Origin of the sequence: Streptomyces sp. JJ66, from assembly GCF_019303495.1 — a bacterium.
Classification (GTDB): domain Bacteria; phylum Actinomycetota; class Actinomycetes; order Streptomycetales; family Streptomycetaceae; genus Streptomyces.
In genome coordinates this window covers 119619-138404 of record NZ_JAEVFI010000016.1, presented here as the reverse complement: position 1 = coordinate 138404, position 18786 = coordinate 119619, and the positions used below count along the sequence as shown (strand labels likewise).

Sequence of the window (18786 nt, the reverse complement as noted above, 5' to 3'; positions counted from 1 at the left end):
CCCAGGTCGGAGCCGTTTACGAAGCGTCCCCAGCCGGCGGACCAGTGCTTGCCTTGGTCCCAGTAGGTGCCGCGGTTGGTGCGTACGGCGATTTTTCCGTCGGTGGTGTGGACGATGAGGTCGGCTTTGTGGTCGCCGTTCACGTCGGCGAAGTACAGGCGTCCCAGGTCGGAGCCGTCTACGAAGCGTCCCCAGCCGGAGGACCAGCGTTTACCCTGATCAAAGGTATTACCTTGGTTGCGGTGGACGACAACATCGCCGTTCGAGCGGAGGACGACGAGATCGTCCCTCCCGTCACCATCGGCGTCGGCCGCATAACTCCGGTCGCGGTTGCGGACCTCTTCCACCCAGGAGGCCAGGCCATCCACCCTGGCATCCACCGCGCCGGTCCGGGTCTCCGTCTCGCCGAAGCACCCGCCCTGCCACGATCGACTGTGGATAGCGGTCAGCTCCACCCCCGCACCCGTGCGGCGAAGAGCCGGGCCACCAGTGTCTCCCTGACAAACAGAGATTCCTTCCTGGCCGGTCAGCGCCACGGTGGTGTCGGTCGCGGAATCCACGCGGAACTCACCGGCGTGCAGCTGGTTCGGAACCCACTCGGTGCGGGTTCGCCCGAAGCCGGCGCCGACGAAGGTCTCACCCTTGGTGGGGGCGTCGGCAGCCAGCTTCACTGGCTCGATCGCCTTGACGGGCTCGGCGAGCCGGACCATGGCCACGTCGCGGTCGTCGCGCGGGACCACCTCGACGAGGTCAATGCGCTGGTTGCCCAGCGTCGCACTGGACTTCAGCGCGGGCTTGCCCGGCTTGACCTCGGCACCCGGGGTCGTTCCGAAACAACTCGTGGCAGTCAGCAACCATTGCTGGTGCACGAGCACGGCGGAGCAGCCTCGCATTGCGTTGCCTTCGCCTATGACGAGCCGGGCTGCGAAGGAGTAGTCTTTTGCGGCCGCAGGCTCACCGGATACCGCCTGAGCGGTGGGTGCCGCAGTGACCAGGCCGACCGCCGCCAGGGCACCGACGGTCAGAGTGCGGTGAGAACGCCGGGCGCTTATTTTCATGTTAAGCAACACACTTCCTTACCCTACGAGGGTCCGTCTTGTGAAGTTTCAAGTCCATCGGTTCGCCCGTGTCGTGCTGGATAAATGCCGTCCGCTAACTGCTCGGGTAAGGCTGAGCGTCAAATTCTCCACTGCCCTCGGCCAATCAGGTCGGGAAAGCCTGTTCCCCAGCTTTCGGCGCCTCCCAAAGTTATCGCCGAGGTTTGCGGGGTGGGGGGATAGCTCTGTCAGTACGTGGAGGCGGAGAATGTGCCGTCGGAATCGAGCACAACATCACTGCCGTCTGGTCGTGACGGTACACGCCGGTAGTTTATCGAAATCTACCGAGGCCGTGCACGCTGAGGCGAGAACCGCAGGACCGGCCAGATTAGCTAGCGAGCAACAACCCCGTTTCTCTCTCGCTTCTCATGGTCTCAGCGTCACGTCGAACTCGATGGCTTGAATTTTTTCAGACATCGGCCCATCTTCGCCGTAGAGCCCGCCAATGGATTTTGGGTACCACGCGTGATGGCCGATCACGGGTGAACGCATCCCCGTTGCGCACACTTCATTGCAGAAAGTAAATATATTTCTTGTTCCTCTGCAATTTCGGCCCTCTTATCTAAACCGGTGCCCGGTGGCGGCGTCCAGTTCACGAACTAAGTAAAAGATGCGCAACGTCTCATTTCGGACATGACGTGCGTCACTCATGCAGATGGTTGCACTGTATTCGGTAACGAATACGTCTCGCGGTGCACTGGCACGGTTGAGTCGCCTGCTACGGGCCGCTTCCGTGGAGCGGTCCCGCTGTGATGAGTGGGCGCTCAGAGAGTGCCCCGTGCTCAGCGTTGGATGGAGAGAGCGCCAGTGCGCCTGCCGGGGTGCCGCTGACGCCGTTCGCGGCAGGGCTTCCGGCCTCTGACCTCCGGGGCAGCGGCTCTCTACCCCTGGTCTGTCCCCTCCGCGAGGCCCGCTGCCTGGCGGACCAGGGGAATGGTGCGCAGGGGTACCGGGTTCTCCATGACGATGGCGGTGGAGGCGCGGACGATGCCGGTGAAGCCCACGACGCGGTCAATGACCCGTTGCAGGTCGGCGTTGGAGCGGGCGACCAGGCGGCACAGCATGTCTCCGTGGCCGGTGATGGTGTGCAACTCCAGTACCTCGGGGACGGTAGCCAGGTGGGCGCGTACGTCCGAGCCCTGGCCCTGCTTGATCTCCAGCGTGGCGAACGCGCTGACCGGGTAGCCCAGGGCGGCCGGGTCCACCTCCGGGCCGAAGCCCCGGATAACTCCCGAGCTGAGGAGCCGGTCCAGCCGCGCCTGTGCCGTGCCCCGGGCCACGCCCAGCCGGCGGGATGCCTCCAGCACGCCGATGCGCGGTTCCTCGGTCAGGAGCCGCAGCAGTCTGCCATCCAGTGCGTCGATGCCCACGTCCGGCCTCTCGTATGCCCTCAGCTCGCGGTCGTGGTCATTGTGCACAGATCGTCCGCCTGAGTCGCCAGTCATGTGCGCAATTTGTACAGCAGTAGGGGGAACTATTGCGCATCCTGCGGAACGGGGAGACGCTGCGGCCATGACTGAGACCCTGCAGAACCACACCCCGGCTTCGCGGCAGGACGACCCCTTCCCGGTCAAGGGGATGGACGCGGTCGTGTTCGCCGTCGGTAACGCCAAGCAGGCGGCCCACTACTACTCCACGGCCTTCGGCATGCGCCTGGTCGCCTACTCCGGACCGGAGAACGGCAGTCGGGAGACGGCCAGTTACGTGCTGGAGTCCGGCGCGGCCCGCTTCGTGCTGACCTCGGTCATCAAGCCGTCCACCGAGCACGGGCGCTTCCTCGCGGACCACGTGGCCGAGCACGGGGACGGCGTCGTGGACCTGGCCATCGAGGTGCCCGACGCCCGCGCCGCCTACGCCTACGCGGTGGAGCACGGGGCCACCGGCGTCGCCGAGCCGTACGAGCTGAAGGACGAGCACGGCACGGTGGTCCTCGCCGCCATCGCCACCTACGGCCAGACCCGGCACACCCTGGTGGACCGCTCCGGCTACGACGGCCCCTACCTCCCCGGGTTTACCGCCGCCGAGCCCATCGTCACGCCCCCCGCCCAGCGCACCTTCCAGGCGGTGGACCACTGCGTCGGCAACGTCGAGCTGGGCAAGATGAACGAGTGGGTGACCTTCTATAACAAGGTCATGGGCTTCACCAACATGAAGGAGTTCGTCGGCGACGACATCGCCACTGAGTACTCGGCGCTGATGTCCAAGGTCGTCGCGGACGGCACCAAGAAGGTGAAGTTCCCCATCAACGAGCCCGCGGTGGCGAAGAAGAAGTCGCAGATCGACGAGTACCTGGAGTTCTACGGCGGCCCCGGCGTCCAGCACATCGCGCTTGCCACGAACGACATCGTCTCCACCGTGCGGGCGATGCGCGCGGCGGGTGTGGAGTTCCTGAACGTTCCCGACGCCTACTACGACACGCTCGGGGAGTGGGTCGGCGACACCCGCGTGCCGCTGGACGAACTGCGCGAGCTGAAGATCCTCGCCGACCGCGACGAGGACGGCTACCTGCTGCAGATCTTCACCAAGCCGGTCCAGGACCGGCCGACCGTCTTCTTCGAGATGATCGAGCGCCACGGCTCCATGGGCTTCGGCAAAGGCAACTTCAAGGCGCTGTTCGAAGCGATCGAGCGCGAACAGGACCGCCGCGGCAACCTGTGAGCGCGCGCTGACCGCGCCCCACGCGCCGCGCCCGGCACCGCCGAGGGCGGGGACGGCGGTGACCCCGCGCGCGGCGCCCGGCACGCCGCCACCACACTGGCCGCCCCGCTCCCGCACGCCGCCGTGCGCCATGCGGGAGCCATACGGTCAGCCCGCAGCGGGTGGTGCGTTCTTCCCCACTGGTGGGGAGGGGAAGAACGCACCACCCGCGCGGCGGGGGCGGCACGCGGTTTCCGGTCACCGGACGCTGTGTCAGGCTGGCCGCATGGGCGATGAACGGACACTGATCCAGCGGTTGCGGGAGGGGTTGCCGGGGGACGCCGTGCTCACCGACCCCGACGTCACCGCCGCGTACGTCAGCGACCAAGCGGGTTTCTGCCCCGCCGGGCGCCCCGCCGCCGTCGTCCTGCCCCGCACCGTCGAGCAGGTCCAGCACGTGCTGCGCACGGCCACGCGGACCCGGACGCCGGTCGTTCCGCAGGGCGCGCGCACCGGGCTGTCCGGGGCCGCCAACGCCATCGACGGCTGCCTCGTGCTGGCGCTGACCAAGCTCGACCGCATCCTGGAGATCAACCCCGTCGACCGGATCGCCGTCGTGGAGCCCGGCGTCGTCAACGCCGCGCTGTCCCGGGCGGTCGCCGAGCAGGGCCTGTGCTACCCGCCGGACCCCTCCAGCTGGGAGGAGTGCACGATCGGCGGCAACATCGGCACCGCGTCCGGCGGGCTGTGCTGCGTCAAGTACGGCGTCACCGCCGAGTACGTGCTCGGGCTCGACGTCGTGCTGGCCGATGGCCGACTGCTGTCCACGGGACGGCGTACCGCCAAGGGCGTCGCCGGGTACGACCTCACCCGGCTGTTCGTCGGCTCCGAGGGCACGCTCGGCGTCGTCGTGCGAGCGACGCTCGCCCTGCGCCCCCAGCCGCCACAGCAGCTCGCACTCGCCGCCGAGTTCCCCTCCGCCGAGGCCGCCTGCGCGGCGGTGTGCCGCATCATGGGCGGCGACGGCGTCCGCCCCGGCCACACCCCCGCCCTGCTGGAGCTGATGGACCGCACCACCCTCCGCGCCGTCAACGACCTGACGAAGATGGGCCTGCCGGAGACCACCGAAGCGCTGCTGCTGGCCGCGTTCGACGCGCCGGACCCGGCCAAGGACCTCGCCGCCGTCGCTGAACTGTGCACCGCCGCGGGCGCGACGCAGGTGGTGCCCGCCGAAGACGCCGTGGAGTCCGGCCTGTTGCTCCAGGCCCGGCGTTCGGCGCTCGTCGCGCTGGAGAAGGTCAAGGGCACGACGATGATCGACGACGTGTGCGTGCCGCGCAGCCGCCTGGCCGAGATGCTGACCGGGGTCGCCGCGATCGCCGAGCGCAACGGCCTGACCATCGGCGTCTGTGCCCACGCGGGCGACGGCAACACCCACCCCACGGTGTGCTTCGACGCCGCCGATCCGGACGAGTCCGCCCGCGCCCGGGCGTCGTTCGAGGAGATCATGGCGCTCGGCCTGGAGCTGGGCGGCACCATCACCGGCGAGCACGGCGTGGGCCTGCTGAAGAAGGAGTGGCTGGCCAGGGAGCTGGGGCCGGTCGGGCTGGAACTCCAGCGCGGCGTCAAGCAGCTGTTCGACCCGCTGAACCTCCTCAACCCCGGCAAGCTGTTCTGACCCCGGCGCGGGCCGCGCCGCACGCCCGGCCGGTGACGCACGCCCCGGTCCCGTCGTTCACGCACCCGGGCCGCCGCCCAGCAGCGCGCCCAGCGCCTCGTCGAACCCCGCCTCGGCGCACTCCTCGCCGGGCGGTACCAGGCGCAGGGTCCGCTCCAGCCAGGCGCCCAGCGGACCGGCCGGGGCCTCCAGCAGCGCCTCGCCCTCCGGCGAGCTGAGCGCCACGCACACCACCGTGCGGCGCCCGGCCCGCGTCCCGCGCGGGGCGGCGGGCCACACCCGCACGTCCGCGTCCCCGCTCGGCCGGAACACCCCCTCCACCAGCAGCTCCCGGGCGAACGTCCAGTGCACGAGGCGGGGTGAGCCGAGGTGGAAGTCCACGTGGACGGCGAAGGGGTCGTCGGTGCGGTAGCTCAGCTTGGACGGCACCGGGACGCGGCGGTCCGGTGGCAGCACCAGCGTCAGTTCGAGTTCGCGTTCGATGGTCGTCTGCATGTCCCCTCCGGTGGCGCGGTCGGTGTGGCCCCCGGAAGGGGCCGCACCAGGGGAGAGCGGCGAGTGGGCGGTTCATTACGCGACTTTTTGTGCGCGAAGTGAGAGGAGGCGGCGACGCCCGGGCGGCCGGTCACCGGACTCTGGTAGATGTGGTAGCTGTACTGCCGCGGTACGGGAGCAGTACACCCCACTTCGGCCAAGCAGATACGGGACCGGACACATGAGCGCGCCTCCCTCGGCATCCGCCAACGGCAGCACCCCCGCGGGCTACTACCCCGATCCGTCGATCCCGGGGTACATCCGCTACTGGGACGGCTCCGCGTGGGTACCGGGCACCAGCCGCCCAGAACCGCACGGCGGGGAGCCGAGCCCGCAGCCCCCGCCGGGCGTCCCCGCACCCGCAGGGGCGGACGCGGCTCCCGCGCCCGCCGCCGTCCCGGAGCAGCGCGAGGCCGGGCGGGCACCGCGTGAGGAGACGGGGCCGGTGTTCCTCGACGAGGAGCCCCCGCCCGCCTCGCCGGCGGTGAGGTCCGGGCCGGGGCGCGAGCCCGCGTCCGCCTGGCAGGCCGACGCCGAACGGCAGGCCGGGTTCGGTGGCGAGCGCGACCAGAGGGTGGACTGGGGCGCCGCGCCGGACGCCCAGCCTGCCTCGGCCCAGCCCGCCTCGGCCGGACCTGCCTCGGCTGACCCCCGGTGGGCAGCCGACCCGCGCGGCGGCTGGCAGCGGGCGGGGGCGGGCGGCGTCGAACCGTCGCGCGCAAAGCCGCCTGCCGAACCCACGTCCGCGTCCCGTCCCGGGGCCCGCTCCGGCGACGGCGAGCCGGACGCCGCGCGCCCGGCCCCGCAGCCCCGCCCGGCCCGGGGGGACGACACCTTCACCCTGCGGGCCGTGCGCCCCGGCACGCTGCCGCCCGGACCGGGTGAGGCCCGTGCGGCCGCGCCCGCCGTGCCGCAGTCACCGCAGCCGTCGCAACCGTCGCAGCCGTCCCAGCAGAAGGCCACGCCGCAGCCCGGCGGCTGGGCGCGGCAGGTGCAGGAGCTGGCTCAGCCCAGACCGTCCGGGACGCCCTCGGGCGCCTCGGCGCTGTCCGGCCCGTCCGGCCCGTCCGCCCCGGTGGACGAGCAGGTTCCCCTCACGCCGTGGCGGCCGCCGGCGGACGATCCGTTCCTGCGGGCCGCGCAGGCACAGGCGCGTCCGGCCGGGCTCGGCCGCCGGTTCGCCGCGCGGCTGATCGACTCGCTGGTGCAGGGCGGTGTCGCGGCCGCGGTCGCCGTCCCGCTGGTGCCCAGGGCCGTGGACCACGTGCGGGCCAAGGTGGACGCCGTCGAACAGGCGGGTGTGACGCGGGACGTGTGGCTGCTGGACGGCACGACCTGCGGCTACCTCGCTCTGGTCCTCGGCGTCTTCCTGGGCTTCGGGGTGCTCTACGAAGCGCTGCCGACGGCGCGTTGGGGCCGCACGCTGGGCAAGAAGCTGTGCGGGGTGCGGGTGCTGCGGGTGGAGGAGCAGACGCCGCCCGGCTTCGGTGGCGCGCTGGTGCGCTGGCTGCTGTACGGGGTGCTGGCGAGCGTGCTGGTCGGCGTGGTGAACGCGGCCTGGTGCCTGTTCGACCGGCCGTGGCGGCAGTGCTGGCACGACAAGGCCGCGCGCACCTTCGTGGCCGCGCGGGAGGAGAGTTCCGTCCGCCTCGGCTGACCCGGTGTCCCGGGACTGGGGCGGTACGTGCGGCCGTTCGGGCGGCAAGGTCCGCTCCCGGCCACGGACGCCTACGCCCCGTGCCGCCCGCCGCCGCTGGCCGCGCGGCACGCACGACAAGGCATCCCGCACGGTGGTGGTCGGGTGGTGGTCGGCGGGTGAGCACCCAGCCCGCGCCTTCCCCACCCTGGGGCTCTGCCCCCGGCCTCCCGGGGCGGCTTCGGTGCTGCCTCAGTCGCGGGAAGTAGCCGTGGCCAGGGGGCGGTCCGCTGAGCGAGGGCGCACCGGGGCCAAAGGCGCGGCGCGGCGCCGTGGCGCGGGGACCAGGGCCGCCGCGAGCAGCCCCGCGGCCAGCGCTCCGCAGGCGACGCACACCACCCCGACGCCGGACTCCGTGCGGGTGAGCAACAGCAGAACGACCGTGGTGAGCACGACGGTCAGGGAACCGTAGGCGATCTGGGCGGGGTTCGGACGCGGCATGGCGGAATCCGTCCTCAGGGGTCAGCTGCGTGGTCGCTCGGGCAGGTCGCGTGCCGTCGAACGACTCTACGGTGCGGGATGCCCCGGCGGAACGCGTAGTAAGCGTGACCTAACCCACGGCGCCGGTGCACAGGGGGCGCACGGAGTCACGTGAGACTGGTCTGGACGCCAACTGGTGTCACCCAACGATCAGATGCTGTCATGCCGTGGGCGCGAGGCGGTCACGTCGCGAACAACTCGCGAACAAGGGGCGAACCTTATGGGCTTGACGTGTCTAAATCAAGGTCTGTCTTTTCGGTCTCTCCTCGTGTCCAATGCGTCCGTCAAGTCAGCGCGTGGCAAGGGGAGGACAACACACTCGTGATCAGACCACGTCGATCCATAAGATCGAAGACAACGGCGCTGGCCACCGCCGTCGCCGCCATGGGCGCAGCCGCTGTGCTGCCGGTGCTGCCCGCTACCGCGGCGCACGCCCAGGAGGCCCACGACCAGCCGCACCCGCAGGCGGAGCACGAGGGACACGTCGAGCACAATCTCGAAGGCCCCCTCACCAAACAGCAGAACGCCCAGAAGCTCGCGGCGCTGGAGATGCTGGCCTCGGGCGAGGCCAAGCCACAGGAGCGCAACGGCTCCAAGGTGATGAAGCTCGACGACGAGAAGTACGTCGAGATGGAGCAGGTGAAGACGGACAAGATCTTCACGATCCTGCTGGAGTTCGGCACCAAGGTGGACCCGCAGTACGGCGGCACCCCCGGCCCGCTGCACAACGAGATCGCCAAGCCCGACCGCAGCGAGAACAACACCACGCTGTGGCAGGAGGACTTCGACCGCGCCCACTTCGAGGACATCTACTTCGGTGACGGTCCGGGGAGCGTGAAGACGTACTTCGAGACGCAGTCCTCGGGCAAGTACACCGTGGACGGCACCGTCTCGGACTGGGTGAAGGTTGACTACAACGAGGCCCGGTACGGCAACAACGCCTGCGGCCAGAGCACCTGCCCCACGGTGTGGGACGCGGTGCGCGACGGCGTCAACGCGTGGGTGGCCGACCAGAAGGCGGCTGGCCAGACCACCGAGCAGATCAAGGCGGCCCTCGCCGAGTACGACGTGTGGGACCGCTACGACTTCGACGGCGACGGCGACTTCAACGAGCCGGACGGCTACCTGGACCACTTCCAGTTCGTCCACGCCGGTGAGGACGAGTCGGCGGGCGGCGGCGCGCAGGGTGAGGACGCCATCTGGGCCCACCGCTGGTACGCCTACGGCACCGACTTCGGCAAGACCGGCCCGGAGTTCAACAAGGCGGGCGGCACCCAGATCGGCGACACCGGGGTGTGGGTCGGCGACTACACCGTCCAGCCGGAAAACGGCGGCCTCGGCGTCTTCGCGCACGAGTACGCCCACGACCTGGGTCTGCCGGACCTCTACGACACCACCGGCACCGGCGAGTCCGCCGTCGCCTACTGGTCGCTGATGTCCTCGGGTTCCTGGCTCGGCAAGGGCGAGGACGCCATCGGCGACTGGGCCGGTGAGATGACCGCCTGGGACAAGCTGCAGCTGGGCTGGCTCGACTACGAGACGGCCGAGGCCGCGAAGCTCTCCTTCCACCGGCTCGCGCCGCAGGCCGATGAGCCGGGCAAGGGCAAGAAGCGCAAGGACGCCCAGGCGGTGCTCGTCGAGCTGCCCGAGAAGGAGCTGACCACCACCGTCGTCAAGCCCGCCGAGGGCGAGATGCAGTGGTGGAGCGGCAGCGGTGACGACCTCAGCAACACCCTGACCCGTTCGGTGGACCTCACCGGCGCCACCTCCGCCTCCCTGGACCTCAAGGGCTGGTGGGAGATCGAGGCCGGTTACGACTACCTGTACACGCAGGTCTCCACCGACGGCGGCAAGAACTGGGAGGCGCTGGACGGCACCGCGAACGGCGAGCCCATCTCCCGGGACGCGGCCGGCACCCCGGCGCTGGACGGCGCCTCGGACGGTTACGCCGACCTGGCGTACTCGCTGGACGCCTACGCGGGCCAGCAGATCGACCTGCGGTTCTGGTACCGCACGGACGGCGGCGTGGCCGAAATGGGCTTCACCGGCGACCAGATCACCCTCACCGCCGACGGCGAGCAGCTCTTCCAGGACGGCGCCGAGGACGGCGACGCGGGCTGGACGGCCGACGGGTTCACCCGCATCGGCGAGTCCTTCACCAAGTCGTACCCGCAGTTCTACATCGTCGAGAACCGCCAGTACACCGGCTACGACGAGACGCTGAAGACCGGCCCGTACAACTTCGGGTTCCCCTCCCGCCCGAACTGGGTCGAGCACTTCACGTACCAGCGGGGCATGCTGGTGTGGCTGTGGGACACCTCGCAGCTGGACAACAACGTCGGCGTTCACCCCGGCGAGGGCCTGATCCTTCCGGTGGACGCGCACGCCAAGCCCGAGAAGTGGTCGGACGGTTCACTGATGCGCAACCGCATCCAGGGGGCCGACTCGCCGTTCAGCTGGTACCCCTCGCGCGGCTACACCCTCCACAAGGGCGGCGAGCCGACGAGGATCAGCGGCAACCTGCCGAAGCCGTTCTTCGACGACCGGCTCGGCACCTACTGGTACGAGGAGAACCCGACCGGCGGCGTGAAGGTGCCCAACACCAACACCCGCATCACCATCCTGGGCCAGCCCTGGCACGGGAAGCACCTGACGATCATGGTGGGCCCATCGAAGTGGTGGTGAGCCACCGCTGAGCGTCACCCCGCGGTGACGCTTCGGGAAAACCCCAGGTCAATATGCGATCGGCCGTCACCCCCTAGCGGGGTGGCGGCCGATCGTGCTGTGATGCGGAGGACCGACCGACATCACCGAACGGGGGAATTGATCATGACAGGAGGCGGGTATGTGCTCCAGCCGGACGGCAGCGTCGTCGTGGCCGTGTCCCTCCCCGGCCCCCGCTTCGGGCGGGTCCGGGTGCTCGTCCACGCCGGGAACCGCGCCCGTGCCCTGACGCGCCTGCGCAACCTCGGCCTGCACGCGGTGTACCTGCGCGGCAACACCGCGCCACCCACGCCGGACGAGGTCTCCGCCGTCCTGCACCACCCCGACGGCGTGGTCTGGCGCGACGCGGAGGCGGGCCTGTGGCAGCCGATGCGCACGCTGCTCCGCACCCACGCCGCATGACACCGCCCGCCGCGTTCACCGCGCGCCGGGTGGCTCCGCGTGCCCACCGCGCGCCGGACCGGCCCCACGCGACCGCCCGCCGGGTCTGACCGTCCCCGCACTCGCGGTCCTGGCCCGGCGGGGGGGCGGTGGGGCGGCGTACGGCCGGGCGTCTGGTCCGGCCGGTCCCGCCTCAGCCCACCGGCTTGCCCGTCAGCTCGACGCCCGCCTCTCCCAGCTCGGTGAGCGCCCGTTCCACCGACTCCGGGGCGACCCCGGCCGTCAGGTCCAGCAGGACCCGCACACGGAACCCCTCGCGCGCCGCGTCCAGCGCCGTGGCCCGCACGCAGTGGTCCGTGGCGAGGCCGACCACGTCCACCTCGCCCACCCCCCGCTCCCGCAGCCACTGGGCCAGCGGCACGCCGTTCTCGTCGGCGCCCTCGAAGCCGCTGTACGCCGCGCAGTAGTGCCCCTTGTCGAAGACGGCCTCGATCGCGCCGGAGGCGACGGCGGGCGCGAAGTTGGGGTGGAAGCCGACGCCCTCGGTGCCCGCCACGCAGTGCGGCGGCCAGGAGCGCTCGAAGTCGGGCCGCTCGTGGAAGTGGTCGCCGGGGTCCACGTGGTGGTCGCGGGTGGCGACAACGTGGCGGTACCCGGCGCCCGCGTCCCCCACCAGGTCGGTGATGGCGGCGGCGACCTCGGCGCCCCCGGCCACCGCGAGGCTGCCGCCCTCGCAGAAGTCGTTCTGCACATCGACGACGATCAGTGCCCGGTGCATGGTGCACACCCTTCGTTCGGTCCCCGTGGTCATGTGCCGGTCACGTACTCGGTGGCCAGCACGGGTTCGCCCGCCGAGAGCTGGGTCGCGGACAGCGGCAGGGCCGCCCGGGCCCGCCGGTGCCGCTCGCGCGGCGCGTCCAGCGGCTCGCGGCTGACGATCTCGCCGCCGCGGACCAGCTCCACGGCCACCTCATGCCCAGCCAGCTCGGGCGGAATCGTCCCGGTGCCGACCACTTCCGCCTCGGCCACCCCCTCGGCGTCCACCCGCCGGGCCGCCCACTTCGCCCCGCCCACCGACAGCTTGCCGCCCAGGGACTTCTTCGCCACCGGCACCAGTGGGGCGCCCGGCGCGTCGCTGGCGGAGCGGGCGACGAGTTTGTAGACCATCGAGCACGTGGGGTGGCCGCTGCCGGTCACCAGCCGGGTGCCGACCCCGTAGGCGTCCACGGGGGCCACGGCCAGCGAGGCGATGGCGTACTCGTCCAGATCGCTGGTGACGATGATCCGGGTGTCCCGCGCGCCCAGCTCGTCCAGCTGCTGGCGCACCCGGTGGGCGTACAGGAGCAGGTCGCCGGAGTCGATGCGTACCGCGCCCAGCTGTGGCCCGGCGGTCTCCACGGCGGTGCGGACGGCCTCGGCGACGTCGTAGGTGTCCACCAGCAGCGTGGTGCCGCGCCCCATGGAGGCCACCTGGGCGGTGAAGGCGTCCCGCTCGGAGTCGTGCAGGAGGGTGAAGGCGTGCGCGCTGGTGCCGGTGGTCGGGATGCCGTAGCGGTACCCGGCGGCCAGGTCGGAGGTGCCGGTGAAGCCGCCGACGTACGCGGCGCGCGCGGCGGCCACCGCGGCCAGCTCATGCGTGCGCCGCGCGCCCATCTCCACCAGCGGACGCCCGCCCGCGGCCACCGCCATCCGGGACGCGGCGGCCGCCACCGCGGAGTCGTGGTTGAGGATGGACAGGATCACCGTCTCCAGCAGCACACACTCGGCGAACGTGCCCTCGACCCGCAGTACCGGCGAGCCGGGGAAGTAGACCTCGCCCTCGGGGTAGCCGGTGATGTCGCCACGGAAGCGGTAGTCGGCGAGCCAGGCGAGCGTGGGGGCGTCCACCACGCCGCGCTCGCGCAGGAAGTCCAGCACGCCCGGCTCGAACCGGAAGTTCTCCACCGCGTCCAGTACCCGGCCCGTCCCGGCGACGACGCCGTAGCGGCGGCCCTCGGGCAGGCGGCGGGTGAAGACCTCGAACACCGAGCGCCGGTGCGCGGTTCCGGCGCGCAGTGCGGCCTGCACCATGGTCAGCTCGTAGTGGTCGGTGAACAGCGCCGTGGACGGCACCTCGACCGGCAGTCCCAGCTCCCCAGCAAGATCCATGCGGGGATCGTACCCCACATTTCGTCAACATGACGATATTGAGTCGGGGCCGGGAAACCCCGAGGGCACGGGGTGTTTGTGCGCCCGCCGGGGGTGGGTGGCAGCATGGGACGCGTGACGGTACCCCTGGAGATCGAGCAGACCGAGGAGCGGGAGGCCGCGGCAGCGGTGCCTGAGCCGGACGTCCCCTGGGTCACGGTCGTGCACAACGATCCGGTGAACCTCATGAGCTACGTGACCTACGTGTTCCAGGCGTACTTCGGTTACCCCAAGGACAAGGCACACCGGCTGATGCTGGACGTGCACCACAAGGGGCGCGCGATCGTCTCCAGCGGGTCCCGCGAGGAGATGGAGCGCGACGTGCAGGCCATGCACGGCTACGGCCTGTGGGCGACGTTGCAGCAGGAGCGCTGATGGCCGGACACTTCGAGCCCTCCGCCAGCGTGCCCGGCGGCGCCGCGATCGCGCTGGACGAGATCGAGGTCTCCATCCTGCGTAACCTCACCGTCCAGCTGCTGGAGCTGATCGGCCCCGGCGAGCAGCCCGCTGACGCGTCCGACGACCCGCTCGCCGAGCTGTTCACCGACGGCCCCAACGAACCGCCCAGCGACCCGGCCCTGGCCCGGCTCTTCCCCGACGCCTACACCGGCCCCGGCGAGCGGGCGGACCGCGCGGCGCGGGAAGCCGGGGCGGAGTTCCGCCGCTTCACCGAGAACGAGCTGCGCGCGCGCAAGCGCGAGGACTGCCTGGCGCTGGTCCGCGCGCTGGACGCGCTGGAGCCGGACGGCTCCGGCCTCGCGGTGCTCACCCTCGCCCCACAGGACTCCCGGCGCTGGCTCGGCGCGCTGAACGACCTGCGGCTGACGCTGGGGTCGCGGCTGGACGTCGGCGACGAGGACGAGGCCGACGACCTGTACCGGCTGCCCGACGACGATCCGCGCAAGCCGCTGGTGATGGCTTACCTGTGGCTCGGCGGGCTCCAGGAATCCCTGATCGAGACCCTCGTTTCCTGACCTTCCGGGGCCTTTCCGCCGGTGGCGGAACCCGCCGTTCCCGGCCCGTTCCCGGCGCCTTTTCGCCCCCTTTCGTGCTACGCGCGTTGAGCAGGGTTTCTACTACGTAGAGTGACGAGAAGAGGCCGATAATCGGTGTCGCGAGTTACGCTCATTACAGTAGTTGTCCGTTTTGGACCCATATGCCGACCTGTCGCCTGACCGTAATGCGAACGCGTGACCCAGATCACACGACAGCGATCGCGCTGCGTGGTAGGAACGGCCAATCCGTTATGAACGCAGGGCTGACGCCTGGGTGAATTTCGGAGCACACTGCGCACGGGCTCCCGGGTGCACCACGCTCCATGTACCGCTCGCAGGACAGGAATCGGCAACCCCGCCGGTCTCCCCCCACAACCGCCAGCCGCTTGAGCCAGAGGTCATTCATGGCAACCACCGGAACCTCTTGGACCGACACGGTCGAAGACTCTGTAAACAGCGTCTTCGAACCGGTCTCCAATTTTCTGGGCGACATCGTCTTCTACACCGTCAACATCTTCGGAACCGACTTTCCGCTCATCGTCGGCTGGCTCGTCGTAGCCGGTGCCGCCTTCTCGATCTACTTCGGGTTCGCGCAGTTCCGCCACCTGCGGACCGCCACCCGGCTCATTCGCGGCAAGTATGAACAGAAGGACGCGCCTGGCGAGGTCCCGCACTTCCAGGCCCTGACCTCGGCCGTCTCCGGCACGGTCGGCCTCGGCAACATCGCCGGTGTGGCCATCGCGATCTCCATCGGCGGCCCCGGTGCCACGTTCTGGATGATCCTGTGCGGTCTCCTCGGCATGGCGACCAAGTTCGTCGAGTGCACGCTCGGTGTGAAGTACCGGGAGTTCAACGCCGACGGCACCGTCAACGGCGGCCCCATGCTCTACCTGCGCAAGGGCCTGGCCGAGCGCGGTCTGCCCCTGCTGGGCAAGGTGCTGGCCGTCGGCGCGGCGGTCAGCCTGCTGTTCTTCACCTTCTTCGGCGGCAACCTCTTCCAGATCAACCAGTCCCTGGAGCAGGTCGTCTCCGTCACCGGCGGCGACGACAGCGTCTTCGCCACCAGCGGTGGCGCGATCTTCTTCGGCGTGGTGCTCGCAGCGCTGGTGGCCCTCGTCCTCATCGGTGGCATGCGCTCCATCGGCGCCGTCACCAGCCGCCTGGTGCCCGCCATGGCCATCGTCTACGTCGCGGCCTGCCTGCTGGTCATCGGCTTCAACATCACCGCCGTGCCCGAGGCGTTCGCCACGATCGTGCGGGAGGCGTTCAACCCCCAGGGTGTCGCCGGTGGTGTACTCGGCGCGCTGATCATCGGCTTCAAGCGCGCGGCCTTCTCCAACGAGGCCGGTATCGGCTCGGCGCCCATCGCCCACTCGGCGGTCAAGACCAAGCGGCCCGCCACCGAGGGCATCGTGGCCATGCTGGAGCCGTTCATCGACACGGTCGTCATCTGCACCATGACCGCGCTGACCATCATCATCGCGGGCGGTCCGCTCTACCAGGAGGCCCGCGACACCGCGATCAGCGGCGGTGAGGTGGACGGCAGCACCAGCGCCGGTATCTCGATCACCTCCGACGCCTTCGACACCGCGCTGCCGTTCTTCCCCTACGTCCTGACGGTCGCGGTCGTGCTGTTCGCCTTCTCCACCGTCATCACCTGGGGCTACTACGGCCTCAAGGCTTGGGGCTTCCTCTTCGGCCACAGCCGGAGCAAGGACCTCGTCTACAAGGCCCTCTTCTGCACGATCATCGTCATCGGCGCCCTGCTGGGCCTGGGCACGCTGGTGAACCTGGCCGACGCCACGCTCTTCCTGGCGGCCCTGTTCAACATCATCGGCCTCTACCTGCTGGCCCCCGTGGTCAAGAAGGAGCTGCGCAAGGTGCTGAACTACGTCCGCCGCCGCGACGCGGGCGAGACGGACGAGGAGATCGAGGCGTCCGAGGCGTCCGAGGCGCTGACCGGGCCCGCCACCACCGAGGCCCGCAAGAGCCTCTGACCCGAACCAGCGCGCTGCTCCGGCGCACCTGAGCGTGCCCCCGTCCGTTCCGGGCGGGGGCACGCTTGTCGGTGTCGGTGTCGGTGTCGGTGTCGGTGTCGGTGCCCGGCGGCCGGTGGACGGGTGCGGGGTCGGGGTCGGGGAGCGGGACCGAGAACGGGCGTCGGGCCGGGGCCGTGTGTTCTTCGCCCGCCGTCCCAGGAAACGGGACGGCGTCTCAGCATGCGGCTGAGGTGCCGCTGTGGGCCGGGGTGCGCTGCGTATGCTCTGGGGCCATGCTGACCATCACACGAGAGCTGCGGGACCAGATCGTCGCCCACGCCCGCCAGGACCACCCCGACGAGGCGTGCGGCGTCCTCGCGGGCCCCGCCGGTTCCGGGCGCCCGGAGCGGTTCATCCCCATGCTGAACGCCGCCCGCTCCCCGACGTTCTACGAGTTCGACTCCGGCGACCTGCTCAAGCTCTACCGCGAGCTGGACGACCGCGACGAGGACCCGGTGGTCATCTACCACTCCCACACCGCCACCGAGGCGTACCCCTCGCGCACCGACATCTCCTACGCGAACGAGCCCGGCGCCCACTACGTCCTGGTCTCCACCGCCGAGTGCGGCAACGACGAAGGACCCTTCTCCTTCCGCTCGTTCCGCATCGTGGACGGCGTCGTCACCGAGGAGGACGTGGAGATCGTCGAAACCTACGCCTGACACATCGTGGGACGAGCAGGTCCGCACTGTGAAACCCAGGTCCGAATCGGGGTTCGGGAATCGTTACGATGAGCCCATGGTTATCCACGGCGTGAACAACGAGGCCCCGGGCAGCCTGCTCGTCGCGCGCCTGCACGTCGATCTGTGCCGCCTCTCCAGCGCCATGTGTTGAGCCCGCATGCCCGCCCGCCGGCCGCCCCGCGCCGCCGGTGGCGGTCCGTGTCGCTGCCCGCTGTACGCCCCGCGCATCCCACCGACTCTTCCAGGAGCACACCCATGGCCGTCGAGGTCCGCATCCCCACCATCCTCCGCACCTACACCGATGGCCAGAAGGCCGTGGCCGCCGACGGCGGCACGCTCGCCGAGCTGTTCACGGACCTGGAGTCCCGGCACGCCGGTATCCAGGACCGCCTGGTGGACGGCGGTGAGCTGCGCCGCTTCGTCAACGTCTACCTCAACGACGAGGACGTGCGCTTCCTGGAGGGAATCAACACCAAGGTCAGCGACGGCGACAGCGTGACGATCCTGCCGGCGGTGGCCGGGGGCATGCGCTGATGCGCTACGACGCACCGCTCGCCACCGTCGGCAACACCCCGCTGGTGCGGCTGCCACGGCTGTCGCCGTCGCCCGACGTGCGCATCTGGGCCAAGCTGGAGGACCGCAACCCCACCGGCTCGGTCAAGGACCGGCCCGCCCTGTACATGATCGAGCAGGCCGAGAAGGACGGGCGCCTCACCCCGGGCTGCACGATCCTGGAGCCCACCTCCGGCAACACCGGCATCTCGCTGGCCATGGCCGCGCGGCTGAAGGGCTACCGCATCGTCTGCGTCATGCCCGAGAACACCAGCGAGGAGCGCCGCCAGCTGCTGGCCATGTGGGGCGCGGAGATCATCTCCTCACCGGCCGCCGGGGGTTCCAACACCGCCGTCCGCGTCGCCAAGGAACTGGCCGGGGAGCACCCGGAGTGGGTGATGCTCTACCAGTACGGCAACCCGGACAACGCGGGCGCCCACTACGCCACCACCGGCCCCGAACTCCTCGCCGACCTGCCGTCCATCACCCACTTCGTCGCCGGGCTCGGCACCACCGGCACGCTCATGGGCGCCGGGCGTTTCCTGCGCGAGCACCGGCCCGGGATCCAGATCGTCGCCGCCGAGCCGCGCTACGACGACCTGGTGTACGGCCTGCGCAACCTGGACGAGGGCTTCGTCCCGGAGCTGTACGACGCCTCCGTGCTCACTTCGCGTTTCTCGGTCGGCTCCGAGGACGCCGTCACCCGCACCCGTGAGCTGCTGGCGCGGGAGGGCATCTTCGCGGGCGTCTCCACCGGGGCGGCGCTGCACGCGGCCCTCGGCGTCGGGCGCAAGGCGGTGCAGGCGGGCCAGAGCGCGGACATCGCGTTCATCGTCGCCGACGGTGGCTGGAAGTACCTGTCCACGGGCATCTACACCGCGTCCTCCACCGAGGAGGCCGTGGCCCGGTTGCAGGGGCAGCTGTGGGCGTGAGCGCGCGGCCGCACTGACTGCGTGCGCGGACCCCGCGCGGCGTCGCGGGCGCGGGCGGGTGCTCCGCGCGGGGCCGCGCCCCTGGCGTGGCCGGTCGGCTGGCCCCGGGCGCGGGGGTGCGGTGCGGTGCGGGGGCCGTCTGACCGTCACGGGCTGAGGCTCCCGGGGGGC

Annotated in this window: 18 protein-coding genes; 12 read left to right on the top strand and 6 right to left on the bottom strand. The window is 70.6% G+C overall.

The window, feature by feature from the left end:
* Both JJV70_RS13975 and JJV70_RS13970 read right to left on the bottom strand, forming a co-directional pair.
* Nucleotides 1-1058: S1 family peptidase (locus JJV70_RS13975; RefSeq protein ID WP_257573950.1), on the bottom strand; the 1058-nt coding region annotated here is incomplete at its 3' end.
* Between the two features lie 920 nt (nucleotides 1059-1978).
* On the bottom strand, nucleotides 1979-2467 hold the full coding sequence (locus JJV70_RS13970; protein ID WP_219048310.1) for an Lrp/AsnC family transcriptional regulator: 489 nt from the start codon (nucleotides 2465-2467) through the stop codon (nucleotides 1979-1981).
* A gap of 142 nt (nucleotides 2468-2609) precedes the next feature.
* On the opposite strand from JJV70_RS13970, the gene hppD reads away from it, so the two are divergent.
* Together hppD and JJV70_RS13960 are read left to right on the top strand one after the other, a co-directional pair.
* Entirely contained in the window at nucleotides 2610-3755 is a 1146-nt protein-coding gene (gene hppD / locus JJV70_RS13965) for a 4-hydroxyphenylpyruvate dioxygenase (RefSeq protein ID WP_219048203.1), read from the top strand.
* 265 nt (nucleotides 3756-4020) lie between these two features.
* A complete protein-coding gene (locus tag JJV70_RS13960; protein ID WP_219048202.1) occupies nucleotides 4021-5412 on the top strand; it encodes an FAD-binding oxidoreductase in 1392 nt (463 codons plus the stop codon).
* Nucleotides 5413-5469: 57 nt separating this feature from the next.
* Here JJV70_RS13960 and JJV70_RS13955 read toward each other — a convergent pair whose 3' ends face one another.
* Nucleotides 5470-5907, bottom strand: coding sequence for an SsgA family sporulation/cell division regulator (locus JJV70_RS13955; protein WP_219048201.1), 438 nt, complete (start codon nucleotides 5905-5907; stop codon nucleotides 5470-5472).
* A gap of 220 nt (nucleotides 5908-6127) precedes the next feature.
* Between JJV70_RS13955 and JJV70_RS13950 the strand changes: the two genes are divergently transcribed.
* Nucleotides 6128-7603: an RDD family protein gene (locus JJV70_RS13950; RefSeq protein WP_219048200.1), complete on the top strand. Its 1476-nt coding sequence runs from the start codon at nucleotides 6128-6130 to the stop codon at nucleotides 7601-7603.
* A gap of 231 nt (nucleotides 7604-7834) precedes the next feature.
* Here the strand turns inward: JJV70_RS13950 and JJV70_RS13945 are convergent, their stop codons facing one another.
* Nucleotides 7835-8083, bottom strand: a complete 249-nt coding sequence (locus JJV70_RS13945) for a hypothetical protein (RefSeq protein ID WP_219048199.1) — start codon at nucleotides 8081-8083, stop codon at nucleotides 7835-7837.
* Nucleotides 8084-8506: 423 nt separating this feature from the next.
* Here JJV70_RS13945 and JJV70_RS13940 point away from each other — a divergent pair, with 423 nt between their 5' ends.
* Together JJV70_RS13940 and JJV70_RS13935 are read left to right on the top strand one after the other, a co-directional pair.
* Nucleotides 8507-10807: an immune inhibitor A gene (locus JJV70_RS13940; protein ID WP_257573916.1), complete on the top strand. Its 2301-nt coding sequence runs from the start codon at nucleotides 8507-8509 to the stop codon at nucleotides 10805-10807.
* 144 nt (nucleotides 10808-10951) lie between these two features.
* The gene (locus tag JJV70_RS13935; RefSeq protein WP_219048197.1) at nucleotides 10952-11248 is read left to right on the top strand and encodes a hypothetical protein; all 297 of its coding nucleotides are present in this window, start codon (nucleotides 10952-10954) and stop codon (nucleotides 11246-11248) included.
* A gap of 172 nt (nucleotides 11249-11420) precedes the next feature.
* Here the strand turns inward: JJV70_RS13935 and JJV70_RS13930 are convergent, their stop codons facing one another.
* Both JJV70_RS13930 and JJV70_RS13925 read right to left on the bottom strand, forming a co-directional pair.
* Entirely contained in the window at nucleotides 11421-12005 is a 585-nt protein-coding gene (locus JJV70_RS13930; RefSeq protein WP_219048196.1) for an isochorismatase family protein, read from the bottom strand.
* A 29-nt stretch (nucleotides 12006-12034) separates the two neighbouring features.
* Nucleotides 12035-13375: a nicotinate phosphoribosyltransferase gene (locus tag JJV70_RS13925; RefSeq protein WP_219048195.1), complete on the bottom strand. Its 1341-nt coding sequence runs from the start codon at nucleotides 13373-13375 to the stop codon at nucleotides 12035-12037.
* Between the two features lie 105 nt (nucleotides 13376-13480).
* Between JJV70_RS13925 and clpS the strand changes: the two genes are divergently transcribed.
* The 7 genes from clpS (at nucleotide 13481) to JJV70_RS13895 (ending at nucleotide 18615) form a co-directional block, all read left to right on the top strand.
* Nucleotides 13481-13789, top strand: coding sequence for an ATP-dependent Clp protease adapter ClpS (clpS, locus tag JJV70_RS13920; RefSeq protein WP_219048194.1), 309 nt, complete (start codon nucleotides 13481-13483; stop codon nucleotides 13787-13789).
* Nucleotides 13789-14388: a DUF2017 domain-containing protein gene (locus tag JJV70_RS13915; protein WP_219048193.1), complete on the top strand. Its 600-nt coding sequence runs from the start codon at nucleotides 13789-13791 to the stop codon at nucleotides 14386-14388. The genes clpS and JJV70_RS13915 overlap by 1 nt, the downstream gene beginning before the upstream one ends.
* 425 nt (nucleotides 14389-14813) lie before the next feature.
* A complete protein-coding gene (locus tag JJV70_RS13910; RefSeq protein WP_219048192.1) occupies nucleotides 14814-16406 on the top strand; it encodes a sodium:alanine symporter family protein in 1593 nt (530 codons plus the stop codon).
* A 275-nt stretch (nucleotides 16407-16681) separates the two neighbouring features.
* Nucleotides 16682-17110 (top strand): Mov34/MPN/PAD-1 family protein, encoded by a 429-nt coding sequence (locus JJV70_RS13905; protein ID WP_219048191.1) that lies wholly within the window; start codon nucleotides 16682-16684, stop codon nucleotides 17108-17110.
* A gap of 76 nt (nucleotides 17111-17186) precedes the next feature.
* Nucleotides 17187-17282 (top strand): putative leader peptide, encoded by a 96-nt coding sequence (locus tag JJV70_RS23495; protein ID WP_374227298.1) that lies wholly within the window; start codon nucleotides 17187-17189, stop codon nucleotides 17280-17282.
* Nucleotides 17283-17386: 104 nt separating this feature from the next.
* Entirely contained in the window at nucleotides 17387-17665 is a 279-nt protein-coding gene (locus JJV70_RS13900; protein WP_219048190.1) for a MoaD/ThiS family protein, read from the top strand.
* The gene (locus JJV70_RS13895; protein ID WP_219048189.1) at nucleotides 17665-18615 is read left to right on the top strand and encodes a PLP-dependent cysteine synthase family protein; all 951 of its coding nucleotides are present in this window, start codon (nucleotides 17665-17667) and stop codon (nucleotides 18613-18615) included. The genes JJV70_RS13900 and JJV70_RS13895 overlap by 1 nt, the downstream gene beginning before the upstream one ends.
* The last annotated feature ends 171 nt before the right edge of the window (nucleotides 18616-18786 follow it).

Bases quoted from the DNA above. Each gene is read 5' to 3' on its own strand.
- hppD (WP_219048203.1), top strand. From the start codon at position 2,610: ATGACTGAGACCCTGCAGAACCACACCCCGGCTTCGCGGCAGGACGAC.
- JJV70_RS13960 (WP_219048202.1), top strand. From the start codon at position 4,021: ATGGGCGATGAACGGACACTGATCCAGCGGTTGCGGGAGGGGTTGCCG.
- JJV70_RS13955 (WP_219048201.1), bottom strand. From the start codon at position 5,907: ATGCAGACGACCATCGAACGCGAACTCGAACTGACGCTGGTGCTGCCA.
- JJV70_RS13950 (WP_219048200.1), top strand. From the start codon at position 6,128: ATGAGCGCGCCTCCCTCGGCATCCGCCAACGGCAGCACCCCCGCGGGC.
- JJV70_RS13945 (WP_219048199.1), bottom strand. From the start codon at position 8,083: ATGCCGCGTCCGAACCCCGCCCAGATCGCCTACGGTTCCCTGACCGTC.
- JJV70_RS13940 (WP_257573916.1), top strand. From the start codon at position 8,507: ATGGGCGCAGCCGCTGTGCTGCCGGTGCTGCCCGCTACCGCGGCGCAC.
- JJV70_RS13935 (WP_219048197.1), top strand. From the start codon at position 10,952: ATGACAGGAGGCGGGTATGTGCTCCAGCCGGACGGCAGCGTCGTCGTG.
- JJV70_RS13930 (WP_219048196.1), bottom strand. From the start codon at position 12,005: ATGCACCGGGCACTGATCGTCGTCGATGTGCAGAACGACTTCTGCGAG.
- JJV70_RS13925 (WP_219048195.1), bottom strand. From the start codon at position 13,375: ATGGATCTTGCTGGGGAGCTGGGACTGCCGGTCGAGGTGCCGTCCACG.
- clpS (WP_219048194.1), top strand. From the start codon at position 13,481: ATGGGACGCGTGACGGTACCCCTGGAGATCGAGCAGACCGAGGAGCGG.
- JJV70_RS13915 (WP_219048193.1), top strand. From the start codon at position 13,789: ATGGCCGGACACTTCGAGCCCTCCGCCAGCGTGCCCGGCGGCGCCGCG.
- JJV70_RS13910 (WP_219048192.1), top strand. From the start codon at position 14,814: ATGGCAACCACCGGAACCTCTTGGACCGACACGGTCGAAGACTCTGTA.
- JJV70_RS13905 (WP_219048191.1), top strand. From the start codon at position 16,682: ATGCTGACCATCACACGAGAGCTGCGGGACCAGATCGTCGCCCACGCC.
- JJV70_RS23495 (WP_374227298.1), top strand. From the start codon at position 17,187: ATGGTTATCCACGGCGTGAACAACGAGGCCCCGGGCAGCCTGCTCGTC.
- JJV70_RS13900 (WP_219048190.1), top strand. From the start codon at position 17,387: ATGGCCGTCGAGGTCCGCATCCCCACCATCCTCCGCACCTACACCGAT.
- JJV70_RS13895 (WP_219048189.1), top strand. From the start codon at position 17,665: ATGCGCTACGACGCACCGCTCGCCACCGTCGGCAACACCCCGCTGGTG.